This window comes from Paraburkholderia sp. UCT31 (genome assembly GCF_014397655.1).
GTDB classification, from domain to species: Bacteria; Pseudomonadota; Gammaproteobacteria; order Burkholderiales; family Burkholderiaceae; genus Paraburkholderia; species Paraburkholderia tuberum.
This window is the reverse complement of record NZ_VZQP01000010.1, coordinates 1-13,462: the sequence shown is the minus strand read 5'-3', so window position 1 is coordinate 13,462 and position 13,462 is coordinate 1. Positions and strand designations below refer to the sequence as shown.

The 13,462-nt window shown below is 58.7% G+C and carries 11 protein-coding genes; all 11 read left to right on the top strand.

Features of this window, described 5'->3' with window-relative positions:
* Positions 1–94: 94 nt before the first annotated feature.
* Complete coding sequence (locus F6X40_RS10400) at positions 95–955, top strand: type-F conjugative transfer system secretin TraK (RefSeq protein ID WP_187627746.1); 861 nt, start codon at positions 95–97, stop codon at positions 953–955.
* A complete protein-coding gene (locus tag F6X40_RS10395) occupies positions 948–2,255 on the top strand; it encodes a TraB/VirB10 family protein (RefSeq protein WP_187627745.1) in 1,308 nt (435 codons plus the stop codon). The genes F6X40_RS10400 and F6X40_RS10395 overlap by 8 nt, the downstream gene beginning before the upstream one ends.
* 23 nt (positions 2,256–2,278) lie before the next feature.
* Positions 2,279–2,908, top strand: coding sequence for a type IV conjugative transfer system lipoprotein TraV (traV, locus tag F6X40_RS10390; RefSeq protein WP_187627744.1), 630 nt, complete (start codon positions 2,279–2,281; stop codon positions 2,906–2,908).
* Positions 2,909–2,923: 15 nt separating this feature from the next.
* Positions 2,924–5,542 (top strand): TraC family protein, encoded by a 2,619-nt coding sequence (locus tag F6X40_RS10385; RefSeq protein ID WP_187627743.1) that lies wholly within the window; start codon positions 2,924–2,926, stop codon positions 5,540–5,542.
* Between the two features lie 191 nt (positions 5,543–5,733).
* Complete coding sequence (locus F6X40_RS10380) at positions 5,734–6,243, top strand: hypothetical protein (RefSeq protein WP_187627742.1); 510 nt, start codon at positions 5,734–5,736, stop codon at positions 6,241–6,243.
* A complete protein-coding gene (locus F6X40_RS10375; protein WP_187627741.1) occupies positions 6,240–6,749 on the top strand; it encodes a S26 family signal peptidase in 510 nt (169 codons plus the stop codon). The genes F6X40_RS10380 and F6X40_RS10375 overlap by 4 nt, the downstream gene beginning before the upstream one ends.
* A gap of 2 nt (positions 6,750–6,751) precedes the next feature.
* Positions 6,752–7,594 (top strand): DNA topoisomerase, encoded by an 843-nt coding sequence (locus F6X40_RS10370; RefSeq protein WP_187627740.1) that lies wholly within the window; start codon positions 6,752–6,754, stop codon positions 7,592–7,594.
* Positions 7,595–7,698: 104 nt separating this feature from the next.
* Positions 7,699–8,334, top strand: a complete 636-nt coding sequence (locus tag F6X40_RS10365; RefSeq protein WP_187627739.1) for a hypothetical protein — start codon at positions 7,699–7,701, stop codon at positions 8,332–8,334.
* A 116-nt stretch (positions 8,335–8,450) separates the two neighbouring features.
* Positions 8,451–9,473: a conjugal transfer protein TraF gene (gene traF / locus F6X40_RS10360; protein ID WP_187627738.1), complete on the top strand. Its 1,023-nt coding sequence runs from the start codon at positions 8,451–8,453 to the stop codon at positions 9,471–9,473.
* Positions 9,474–9,520: 47 nt separating this feature from the next.
* Positions 9,521–11,347: a conjugal transfer protein TraH gene (locus tag F6X40_RS10355; protein WP_187627737.1), complete on the top strand. Its 1,827-nt coding sequence runs from the start codon at positions 9,521–9,523 to the stop codon at positions 11,345–11,347.
* Positions 11,347–13,462: conjugal transfer protein TraG N-terminal domain-containing protein (locus tag F6X40_RS10350; RefSeq protein WP_187627736.1), on the top strand; the 2,116-nt coding region annotated here is incomplete at its 3' end. The genes F6X40_RS10355 and F6X40_RS10350, both read left to right, overlap by 1 nt.

The window sequence follows — 13,462 nt, the reverse complement described above, 5'->3', positions numbered from 1 at the left end:
CGGGCCCGCCGCGTCTGTCTACGCACCGGCTGCCGCAAGCGCTCAAGCATCTTCCTCAGGCGTAACTTCGGGGCAGCCTGCCCCAAGTGCGTCCATGAAGACCGAGCCTTCGAGCTCCGACACTCGCGCCGACGCGAACGCCGCGCAAAGCATTGCCTCGAGCGCCCCCACCAAACACGTCAATACAAAGCGCGTAGCACGACGCAAGCATAGTGGGGTTCACCCGGCCGTCACGGTCGTCAAGCATACGGCCGCCGGCGCGTCGGACGATGTACACATTCAGGCCCCCTTGCCCGGCGAAGTGATGGTGTCGGACAGGGACCTGAACCAGTTCATCTTTCCGGTGCCAATCTCCCAGGTCATTATGCCGGCGGGCACGCCGGTGTCGCAGTCCATCTATCTGTCGAACAACACGCAGGTGTTGCTCCAGTTCCAGAAGGGATATGACAAAGACATTCAGTTCCTTGCCGAGGCGGAAAACGGGCAGGTGTTCAAGCTCTATCTGAAGCCACGTCCTATCAACGGCATCACCTATCGGGCTGACGCGCGGCATGACGCGACCCCTGTCGCGTCCAGCGCCCAAGCGGCCGGCCAATCGACCGCCGCTACAAACGACCCGACCGACGCGACTCCCGGAGAACCTTCCGCACGTGGAGAAGACATTGAGCTTCTGAAGCGCGTCGTCAAAGGCGACGTGCCGGCCGGGTTCGACCAGATTACGCTGCCGGCACCGACGCGCTTCGACAAATTCACCGCTGTGCCCCTCACGGGGTGGTCTGACGGGGCGAGACGCGTTCTCGCCTTCAGCCTCGTCTCCAACAGCGGACAATCCGCCGTCGTCGCTCCGCCGCAGTTTTACCGGCAGGGGATAACGGCCGTGATGTTGACGGGAGACAGCGTCACGCCTGACAGCTCCCCGCAGTTATTCGTGGTCGAGGAACTGAGCGATGAGTGATGACAAGAAATCTGGTCTGGGTCTCTGGCTGTCGAAAAAATCTGACGGAGCAAGCGGGTCCGGGCCAATCACACCCAAAAACGTGGGAAAGCGTTGGTGGGTTGTAGTCGCCGGCGTAGCCGGTTTTGGCATTGTCGTGTCTTCTTTCATGAACGGCAGCAATGCGCCCCCGCCCCAGCGCGAAAAGAAAGTCGATGTTGTGGACTTGACGCCGAAGGGCGCCGACCAGAAAACATGGCAGGCACAGTCGCAATCCGACATCACCGAACTGAAAGACGAGAACGCGAAGCTCGCGGCGAAACTTGACCGCCTGACAAGCGCGCTCGCCGACAAGGACGCCGCTGCAAAACAGGCCGCGCAGGCAGGCTATGTGCCGCCCCCGGTGATGCCGGGCACGACGTCACCACAGCAGATGCCTACGTTGCCGGCGGTCGTGCCGCCTCCGCCTCCGCCCACGCAGCCCACGACGACGATTAACCCGTCATTGCCGCCCGTTGACTCACTGCCGCATGACATTAAGCCGGTGGTGTTCAAGGCCGAGAAGCGGGATGTGAGCAAACCCGCAACCGATGCACTGGGCAACGCCATCGATAGCGTTAAAGCGAAAGTCGCCTATCGCAAAAATCCATATTCGGGATTTTTGCCCGCTGGGGCTTTCTCTGATGTCGCGCTACTAAACGGCCTCGACGCGGGCACGGCAAGCATGAACCAGTCTAACCCGCAGCCGATTCTGATGCAGATTCAGAACAACGCTGTGCTCCCAGGTTCGGCTAGTTATCGCCTGAAGTCTTGCTTCATCCTGGGCAGCGGCTATGGAGACCTGTCGGCCGAGCGCGTATATGTGCGCCTTGCCCGTCTTTCATGCGTTGACAAGGCGAACAAGCTCATTCTGACGTCCCAGATTGGCGGATACCTCGTTGACTCGGACGGCAAGCTCGGGCTGCGTGGCACTGTCGTCGACCGGCAGGGCGCGCGCCTTGGTAAGGCACTGCTCGCGGGATTTGCCCAGGGTCTAGCTGGCGCGCTCGGTACGGCGCAAGGCACGACGACCAATAGCGTATTTGGCAGCACCAATTCTCTTGACGGTACCGCAGCGCTGCGGGCCTCCGGATTGACTGGTGCACAAACTGCGTCTTCGCAACTTGCCCAGTTCTACCTGAAGGAAGCTGAGGCGATTTTCCCGGTGATTACCGTCGACGCAGGTCGGGTCGGAACAGTCGTCTTTACAGAAGGCACGTCACTGGAGTGGGGCCAAGGCGACACGAATTTCACCAAGGAAGTTAAGCCCGACGGGCAATAAATTAACCACGCCGGAGTAAGAGTATGAACAAGTTGCTAATTCCCGCCGCGCTGACGACCGCTATGTTGTCCGGCTGCATGTTTACCTCTCCGGGGTACGAATGCGAGCTCAAACCGAATCCGCAAGGCAAGTGTGCGTCCATGCAGCAGGCGTACACAGCGGCCGGGGCCGTCCAACGGACCACGGCCATTAAAAAGCGTGAGAGCGTTTTTGAGCAAGCCGACTCTACCGGGGACCGGCGGGAAGCGCGGCAGCCCGTGTTTGACGCCGCCGATTCGGGCCTTCCCGACACTCCAGAAAGTGGGATGCCGGTCTTCCGCCAGCCTAAGGTGATGCGTGTCTGGGTCGCGCCCTATGTCGATGCGGATGGAAATTTGCGCAGTGGCGAGTACACGTATTTCACAACGCCGGGACAGTGGAACTACGGCTCTCTGCACAAGCCCGGCGATGCTTCCGCGAGCTTTGGCCCGGCGCGTGCCGGAGGCAATCTCGGCTTCAATCCGATAACCGACAAACCCAAGGTGACGCCGCCGCCCGCACCTCCGCCCGGCCAGAACGGGGCCGTCAACATGCCTATTCAGAACGGCAAGCCGGTGGAAAAGCAGGGACCCGCGACCGTAGATGGCGTAACTCAGCCTGCGCAACGCTTCTAATCTCGAGACGAACCGATGAACCCGAAAGTCAATAAAATCCTCAAAGGCGTCCGCACGTGGTTGAGCCCCGAGCAGCCGGGCGCAACGCCGCTCGTGATGGCGCAGGCGAGGGCGCTGACCGAGCGGAACCGGTTCGTCTCTTTGCTCAACTATCGCGATTTCGACGAGAAAGACAATCTGTCGTATCTCGACGATGGTTCCCAACTCAGCATTGCTTTCGGCCTGCTGCTAGCTCCGCTTGTTATGGCGGGCACAGACTCGGAAACGCAGATAGAAGCGGCGATTAACGCCTGTCCCGCCGACACGATATTACAGTTTGGCGTCCTAAGCAGCCCTCAAATCAAGGGCTTCGTCAACACGTGGGTGAACTCGAGACTAAGCGGCAATACGAACCCTCTGCTGGAACAGATTGCCATGCGGCGGCGGGAATTCATGCTGACCACTGCAACTGGCCCGTCGATGTTGCCGAAAACCCGGCTGCACCCCCGCATGATGCAGTACTACCTCTTTGCGCGGGTGCCGTTTAAGGGAGACCTCTTTAGCGAGGGGGAGCGACTCGCGTTCATCAAGAGCATGAAGGACCTTCGGAACACCATACAAGGCGCGCTCACCGGCGCACAAATCAGTTCCGACGAAATGACCGGCGACAGCCTGCGATTCCTGCTTCGAGAACTCCTGAATCCGCATCTTGACCCGGCTGAGCGACTCGCCACGTCGCAGCGCGCGGTGCCGCTGCACGAGGACCTCCTTGACCGGAACTGCCGTATTACCGTACAGGACGATGGCACAATTGGCTTTGCCGGTGCAGCCGGAGAGCCGGAAGTGTACCTCTCGTCCATCACGACCGATGCCGCGCCCCGCGAGTTCTACCTGCCCTGGATGGCGCAAACTCTCGGCGACCCGACGGCCCGCGACGAGCGCATCACGTGCCCGTACTGGGCGTATACCACCATCCACGTTCTCGACGCGGAAAACGCGAAGGACACCCTGACCACCAAGCTTGGCGTGCTGAACAAACAGACGATGTCAGAGAGCCCTTGGTACCGGTCGATGATGCGCCATCTATACGACCGGCGCGACATGGCTTCCATGCTCTCTGACCAGACTCGCAACGGGCACCGGCTCGTGCGCGCGTACTCAGGAATCAACCTGTACACCCCGAGGGGCGAAATCCGGGAACAGGTGGAAAGCGTGAAAGGCCTTTGGCGCGCGGCAGGGTTTCGCGTGTCTGAAGAACGATACATCTCCTTCCCAGTTTTCCTGGCGTCGTTGCCGATGCAGTACAGCCCGGCCATGGACCCGCCAAACAAAGGGATGCAGCGGGCGCAATTGATGCACTCACTGAACGCGGCGTCGATGATTCCCATTCAGGGAGACTGGAGCGGCACCGGCCCGGCCCGCGCACTGAAAGACGACGGCTCTGTCGAGAAGTACGGCGCCGGCCCGTTGATGGTGTCGCGACGCGGCCAGCTCGCTTGCTTTGACCTGCTGCAGACGAGCGTTAACTACAACTTTGTCATTATCGCGGCATCGGGCTCAGGCAAATCATTCCTGGCGAATGAGATTGTGTGCGACTTCCTGAGTAAAGGGGGTATCGCGCGAATCATCGACGTGGGTAAGTCGTACTTCCGTTTTTGCTCTGTGATGGGTGGTCAGAACGTCATCTTCTCCCGGGACAACCCGATGTCGATGAACCCGTTCTCGGACCTCCGCAGCCAGGACGACCTCGACGAACTCATGCCGATGTTGCAGGACCTGCTGCGGCAGATGATGTATCCGATGACGGAAGAGAAAGACGTACCGCCATGGGAATACAAGGCAATTGGCCACGCTATCAATGCGGCCTTCGAAGTACATGGCTCGAGCACCGACCTGAAGGATGTGCACCGCTGGCTGGCGGACCATGACGACCCGCGCGCCAAGGACATGGCGTTCCTGTTGAACGACTTTGCCCATGGACGCTACTCGCGCTGGTTCACTGGCCCTCGGACCGTTTCGTTCAACAACCCCTTAGTCGTCATTGAGCTTGAGGAGCTGAAACAGGACCCCCAACTCCAGGCCGTTGTGATGACGCTCGTCATCCACCAGGTCACCAAGGAGATGTACCTTAGCGACCGGAAAATCCCGAAGTTGCTGGCAATCGACGAGGCATGGGATTTACTTTCGGGCATGAGGACCGGAAAATTCATCGAAACCTCTTTTCGCCGGGCGCGAAAATACAACGGCATTGCCGGCGTCATCACGCAGTCCTTCGAGGACTTTGAGCGCTCGGGGGCCGCGAAGGCGGCCATCGAGAATGCCGAATGGCAGTTCATCCTGTATCAGCGACCGGAATCGCTCGCGTTCGCCCTGAAAAACCAGCGGGTTATCGGCGACGAACAGACCCACAAGCTACTGTCGACGGTGCAGTCCGGACCCGGCTATTCAGAGGTCTACGTGAAGAGCAGCAGCGCAGGTGCAGGCCTGTATCGATTCGTTACCGACCGGCATAGCTACTACACCTTCACAACAAAACCCGCCGACATCAACCGCATCGACAGCTTGACGGCCAAAGGCAAATCAATCGCCGAGGCCATCGACGTCCTTGCGCGCGAGGATTATCAAAAGATGTGGGGCTTCCAGCTCGCAGCATGACCCAAAAGCACCTCGAAAGAGGTGCTTTCCGTTTCTTGGGGCCGGGTAATTTGTCGCGCCGCGCCAACCGCACCGCAGCGCCTTTACATTGACCAGTGGCCGCCGCATCCTTTACAATTGCTAAACGACGCGCCGCGCCGACAGCCCCGCCTGCCTATACGCACTATCCTTTACATAATAGGGCTGCGCCCATGGATGACGAACAGAAACAGATTCTGCGCACACTTGCGCCTTACCTTATCGCCACTGCGCTGGTTGCTGCCACGTTAGTTCTTGGCGCACTGCGTTTTTTTGGTTACGCACACTATTCTTCCGGCGGAAGTCCGCAAATGGTCCAGTTTGACGTGGTAAAGCTCGCGAATGCGCAACGCGCAGTAGCGTCACAATTCCTGAAAAGCGGCCCCGATTCTACGGACAACGCGGCGCTCCTTTTGAATCTGTCAACGCGCACACGCGAGGCGATAACCAAGGCTGCCGGCAAAGGGACACTGGTTCTCGTCAAGCAGGGAATCGTACAAGGTGACGTGCCGGACATCACCGACGACGTGCTCCGAGCACTTGGTCTGCCTACCGACGTCCCGACCCAGGACCCGACGACCTACACGCTCGACGTGGCGCCCACCAATCTCGCCATCATTTCAGCACCCAAAAACGCGCCGCGCGCCGCTCTGTCTTCAGGCGGGGGCTCAATTCTGCCATGAAATTCAAGCTCTGGCCGGTAACCCTCGCGCTCACGCTCATTACGGCCGTCTACGGCTTCGACGTCGTCCCCTGGCGGCTGGCGGTCAACCGCACCGAGAGCTTGCCTCTCGGTTTGTACTTCGCCAACCGGAACGTCTCCAACATCGGGAAGGGGCAGCTTATTTGCTTCGTATACCGCGAGCCGAACTGGGCCCGTGGTCGATACCTCCCGAGTGGTTCACATATTTGTAAAGAGGTCCTCGGGGTACCGGGCGACATTATTACAGCAAGAGGCCTATCCCTCTTCGCCCAGCACGGGGCAGAAACGACGTACCTGGGAGACATGCGAGAAGCTGACAGCGCAGGACGGCCCGTGCCGCTCCCGAACTGGTCCCATGTGGTTATTCCTCCGGGGAGCTATTACCTCGGCTCTACACGGTCGCCTAAAAGCTTTGACTCCCGTTATCTCGGCTTGGTTACCACGACTGAAATCGCAGAGCGAATCTACCCCCTCATTGTCTTTTGAACATGGCCAGCAAGCACACCGAGAAGGATGAGCCGATTGAGCAACAGCTGCCTCCCGTCGTCGACGGCGAAATGGCAAGCATTCTGACCATCGAGCTGAAGGAAAAGAAGACAAAAAAACCGGCCTATTACACGGAAGGTGCCCTCATCGCTGATATGAAGGGGGCCGAAAAGTACGTCGACGGCGCAGAACTCAAGAAAGACATGCGGGAAGCCAAAGGGCTGGGAACGGCCGCCACCCGTGACTCCATCATCGAGGAGCTCAAATACAAGAAGCTTCTCGAAACGCGCGGCAAGTACATCGTTTCAACAAAGAAAGGCCGCGACCTAATCGCCTACCTCCCCGCATCGCTTTACGACATCGCCACGACGGCACGCTGGGAGTCCGAACTTGGCGTTGTCGCCGAACGCGGAGGCGGGCGTGCATGGGAGAAGGCCATTGAGGCCGAAGTCCAAAAACAGGTTTCTATATTGAAAGCACATGGGCCTATGACCCGCAGCGAAGCGGTCGAAACCCGAAAACCAACCACGTCAACTGGAGCAAAACGACCTATGTCCGACACCGGCGCACAAAACATGGCCCCTTCTGAGAAGCAGGTGGCTTTTGCAAAGACCATCGCGAAGCGCCTGAACAAGACGCTGCCCGACGATATCGAGACGAATCTCAGCGTTTGTCGGCAATTCATCGACGACAACATCGAGCAGGCGAACGCAACGCCATCGCCTCCATCCGAGAAGCAACTGAACTTCGCGCGAAACATCGCTCAGCGCAAGGGCGTCGAGCTGCCGCCAGAAATCGCCGCAGACTTCCGCGCGATTTCGACGTGGATTGACGAAAACAAGTAACCCACAAAAGCCAGTAGACCAGGTGCCGCCAGCTCTGGCGGCATTTTTTACGCCATCCAATCTGGGGGAAATGGCATATGCGCCTCGTAATAGGCTTGATTGGAATGAAAGGGGCCGGCAAAGACACGGCTGCTGGTTTTCTTCGCGACAAAGCGTTTCGGCGAATCGCTTTCGCCGACGAGTTATATCGGCAAGTTGCCGATACGTTCGGCGTCACCGTCGAGTTCCTGAACAATCGGGACACGAAAGAACTGCCGCTTCAAGAACTAGCGTTGCGCAATTGCCGAGATACCCGCTTTGTCGGAGTGTGTCGCACGCTGGACGCGGACATCTCTCGAGACGAATTTCTTTTTTCCCCTCGAAGCCCGCGTCAGGTGCTGCAACGATGGGGAACCGAGTACCGGCGTGCACTCGACAAGGATTCTTACTGGCTCGATATTGTGCGGGCAGAAATTGACCGCTCCCCCGGACAAAACTTCGTCATCACCGACGTCCGCTTTCCGAACGAAGCCAAGTTTGTCACCCAGCTGGAGGGGTACCTCTTTCGCATCCGTCGCCCACTGCTCGAGGCATCGGCTGCGGCCGACCGGGAAACGAAGGGGACGGCGGCTCACGATTCCGAGCTCGCTCTCCAATACTGGCCGACAAATGCCACCTTTATCAACGACGAAGGGCGACCTGACCGCCTGGAAACTGAGGTGCACGCATTCGTCGAGGGTCTAACCTCCGTTCTTGCGTAGCTTTCCGCAGAGATTCCCCGTCGCACCTCCTTGAACCCCACCGCTTGGTGGGGTTCTTCGTTCTAGCCGGTATAACGCGCGTCCCTACACTGGGCTAACCTTTGTGAATCGGCCCCATGACACGCCTGCTCGCTGCACTGCTTTGCGCTCTCCCGCTTATCGCATTCGCCCAGACTGCTGAACGCGAAGCCCCTGCCACGTCCCTTCAGCAAAACGCTGAGAAGGGCTGGTTTTTTTACGAACAGGCTCCCAAAAAAGAAGAACCCGTCGCTGAGCAAAAGCAGCCGGCGCCGACGCCTCCTCCGCCTAAGGAGGCAAAGAAAGAAGACAAGTGCAAAGACCCCAAGGCATGGACCGCCGATTGCGGCTTTGTCGACCCCGGCAAGGACATGGCGTTTCAGGAAAAAGAACGGGACGCGCTTCTCCAGAACATGAGCCTCAGCAATAACGACCCGAAGGCGGTCGAGGCTTTTCAGTACTACATGCGCTGGGTCATGGGGCGCGCTAGCGAGGTTGCCAACCTCTGGTACTACAACACCGTCCAGAATCCGGACCTGGACGCTTCTGTCAATCAGCCCATCAGCTCGTTCGGACTTCGGCTGATGACCGATGTCCGCAGTGCCAACGCTCAGGAGATGTATGCTGCTCTGAAGAAAGAGGACGCAATTCTTATCCTTTTTTCCCGCTCGGACTGCGAGTTCTGCCACTCAATGGCGCCGACCTATCAAAACGTCGCGCACGATACAGGGCTGCCCCTGTATGACGCATCGCTCGATGATACGTGCCTTCCCGGCATGACGGCCAACTGCCGTACCGGAAAGGATTCTATTCCCCCGGCCGAAAAACTTTCGGTCACCACAGTGCCAGCACTATTCCTTTACATCCAGCCGTCGACCTGGATTCGGGTGGCGACAGGCGTCACCGACTCAGCGACCATCGAGGGGCGCATCGTCTCCTTTTTCAGCGCTTACCGCGCTGCCTTACTCAAGGGAATAAGCAATGGCAGCCAAGGACGGGCATCGGTCGATTTCTCTGATGCCGACAAAGTATCCGGCAATCAAAAGGGTGTCACCGCGCCCGCCGAATCCAAACTGCCGACTGACGACGACGTAAAGAAGATGCTCGGTGACGGGAAATGAAGCTTTCACACTCGCTATACATCCCGTCTTCTCCCCGAGTGCGCCCAATGTTTAAAAAATCGATACTGCTAGCCTGTTTCTTCCTTGCGTTCGCCTGCCCGCTAACGTCGGAAGCCGTCAACCTCGACTCGGCATTCGGGTCGCTGGGGGGAAACATGGTGACCAGCTCCGGGCCAGCGGCGTACTCGAGCCAGTCAAGAAACATCTACATGGCCGGGGGTATTGACGTCCGGGTTCCGCGCTCGAGCGGCGTGACTCTCTTCTCCGTTACCCCTCCCACTTTGGACATTGGGTGCAACGGGATTAGCGCCCACTTTGGGGGCTTTTCCTTCATCACGGGTGCGCAGATTGAGCAGCTCATCAAGAACATTTCGCAGAACTCGACTGGGCTTGTTATGCAGCTCGTCATCAAGACGCTTTGCCCGCAATGCGAGGCGGTGTTGCAGGTCATGCAGTCACTCTCTCAAAAAGCCGCCGCTCTAGCAATCGACTCCTGCCAGGCAGGGGCGTATCTCCAAAACTTTGTTAAATCGGAGGGTCTTGCCCCAACGGCGACAGGAACGCGCTCCGTGTGCGGGACCACGATGACAACCTACTCCAACGAAGGAAGCGACTACAACAGCTTCATGGAAGGGGTCGATAGCGCGTGCTCGACCGTGAATGACGCGCTAGGCAACGTGGAAAAGGCCATCAATGGTATGGCCGGCGGTGACCCGGTTAAGGCGGCCCAGATGAAACGCAATATTGGCATCCCCGGCAACGAAACGTGGGAGGCTCTGAAAATCATGGGCTATAACCCGATGACCCCGTCGTCCGGAAATGACCCGATTTCGTCTGGCGGCTATCGCGACCGGCAGCAGATGGTGCTCCTCATGAATCTACTTGGGACGAGCATTGTGTCGGGAAATTCGGGCAGCAACGACGCCACAACGGCTGCCGCCTCGACATCGGGGGCATCGGGGGCATCCGCTGCCTCTGCCCCGTCAGTAAGGCAAACCACCGACGGGATGACATCCGGCGTCCAGCCCGACGCCCTTAACTACGGCCATCCCACCTTCGTGGCGGTACCGGACATCGACGCTAAGACTTTGTTCATGCTGTTTATGTGCGGCTCGACTGATGCCGGCGCTCCGGACTATGTCAAGCAAATCGTGGACGATTACTGCGGGAGCTTCTTCGCCCAGTACACGGGAACAGGAGGTAGTGCGCAGACCCTGCAAAATACACCAATCATTACGTGCGACAACGCCGATTGGCTGGAGTGCAAATCCCTAACGACCACGACGCTCGGAGCCAGTGGCGTCCTGCAGGGCGCGGGATTCGTTGCTCAAGTCGGTTCCCTCCTTGACTACGGCGTGACGGCCATCCAGCAAAATAACCCAATCTACGACAGTGGCAATCAGGACGCGCGCGCCGTGCAGCTGTTACGTCTGATGAACACCGCGCCATATCCGATTTACCAGGCTATTAACGCTGCGGCGGTATATCCCGCCTCCACACGCGCCATTATTGCTTCGATGACGCTATTGGTAGCCGAATCGCTCGCTACCAATCTCGTCGATGACACGTTGTCGGTGTCCCTGCGCATCACGCCTTCGGACGGCAAAGGAGCGGACCCGCGCTCGGTCCAGCGCCTTACCGTCGCGCTTGAGGCGCTGCGCGGCGAAGGCCGCGAACTCATGAGGCAGGTCGGTGAAAAAATCACCATCCAAGAGACGATTCAGGCTCAAATCGCCCAAATCAACAAGCAGATTCAAAAGCAGGTGATGACCGACGAGCTGCTCGGCAATCAGCGCTACGTCAAGGCGATTATGGACCGGGCGGCTTCCGGCGCGGGTGTCCCGCCGGCGACGACTACGACTACGGGGAACTAATGCGAAATCTTAAGAAGCTCCTGGTCGGCGCCGCGCTTGCCAGCGCACCGCTTGCCGTTATGGCAGCGCCGGGCATGCTCAACCCCACGGGCAGTACTAATGCGTGGGACATGTATGTAATGGGCAACGGCGCCGCCATTGCGCAAATCTTGACGGCTATTACGCTCGTCGTGACAAGCAGCGCCTTCAAGATGTTGATGCTGTTCATGGCTGTATGTGGGTTTCTCGTCATGGCCGTTCAGGCGGGCTTCGACGCCGGCAAAAACCTGGTCAAAATGTTCACCTACATCCTGATAGTGTGGGCCGTCACGCTCACGACGACAGGGATTCGCGCGAATATCCATATCATCGACCCCGTTACGGCCTACGACTCTGTTGTGCCTAACGTTCCTGCGCTGGTGGGCGTCCCTGCCGCTATCGTTTCAGATGTCGGTCACGAGCTCACCTATCGCATGGAACAGGGGTTTAGCACGCCCTCTCAGTTTTCGCTAACGGGCGGGGGCTTCTACAACATCTTCGGTCAGCTGATGAAGGATTCGAACGAAATCCACATCACCAACTCTAACCTGAAGATGTCCCTCGACGCCTTCATTTCGGATTGTGCGGTCCCCGCGATGGCGCAAGGGTCGCTGTCATTGGACGCGCTGACGACTTCGACGAATTTGTGGAGCACATTGTCTGCCGCTAAGCTCAATGCGGTTCTCACCAAATATTTTCCGTACGACAATGGGGCCGCTCTCGGTGGCGTTAGCTCTGGAACGGCGGTCTTGAATGCTGCGTGCGCGTCGGCGGGCGGTGGTGGCATCGCGCAGGAAGGCGGCATGGGCGCTACGGTCTCGTGTGCGACCGCCTACACCTGCCTGGACAGCGACCTGAAACGGCACGCGTCAATGCTCCTTAACTCGAGCGCTAACTCCTGGGCGACGACCGGGGTGAACACGCCGATGGCGACATTGATGACAACCGCGATTCAATGGGCCGGCGGTGGCATGAACTCTGACGCGACGGGTATCGACCCCGCAGGCTACTTCCAGCAAAAGGCGCTGTTGAGCAGCATGACAGGAGCGTTCAGGCAGGCCGCTGTTCAGGCCGGCAACAACGAATTGATGACAGCAGCATTGGTCACCCAGGCCGAGCAGAACCAGAAGAGCACCTGGGTGGTGGGCGCTCAGATATTCCAGAATTCGATGGGTTACATTTACACGGTTCTCCAAGCCTTTATCTTCGGCCTGGTTCCCATCGTGATTGTGGCGCTGATGATTCCCGGTCTGGGCAGGGAGATTTTCGCGAACTTCGCTCAGCTGCTTGTCTGGATGGCGCTGTGGATGCCGATGTTTGCCATCATCAACTACCTCATTCTTCTGTTCGCGGGGCAGAACTTCGCAACCGTCTGGAACGGTGGACCTTCCATGCAGAATCAGTATGCCGTGAGTGAGATGACCAATAACCTGGTCATCGCCGCCCAATTCCTCGGCACCATGGTCCCTCTGCTCGCCTGGGGCGTTGTCAAAGGAGGCCTCGCCTTCACCGACTTTATCTCCCACGGCATCGGTAACAGCTTTGCAGCGGGCGCGGGTTCGGGCGCGGCTAACGGCTCCTTTCAGACCGGAAGTGTTTCGACGGGCAACGTCAGCGGAGGCAAATACGACACGGCATCGACGGCGAGTGTTGGGGCAAAAGCCACCAACTCGTTCGAGGGCGTCGGCTCCGCGCTAACCTCAAATGACCGTGGAGGCTCCACGGCGCAAGGGGACGGCGGGTCGCTTAACGCGAGTGTGTCCACCGACGACTCCCACAAGACATCGATGGGGCATAACTTGAGCGCTTCAGACAACTTCAGTGGGGATAGGAGGAAAACGGCTGGCACCTCGGTGGGCCATGACAGCGGCAACCAGATTAATTCGAGCGGGACGTTGAGCCAGAGTCGTGCAACTAAAGAGGGAACCGGTAGCAATGCCCAGACGGGGCAGAATACTCAAAAAGACCAGAGCACCAACGCGGAAGCCAGCCGCAACAAAAGCACATCAAACACAGACCAGCGCTCGGACGCCGCCGAACTCAGCGGCGGAGCGTCAATGGGCAGCGGCTTAAAGGGTGCCGGCGGCGGCGCTGGCG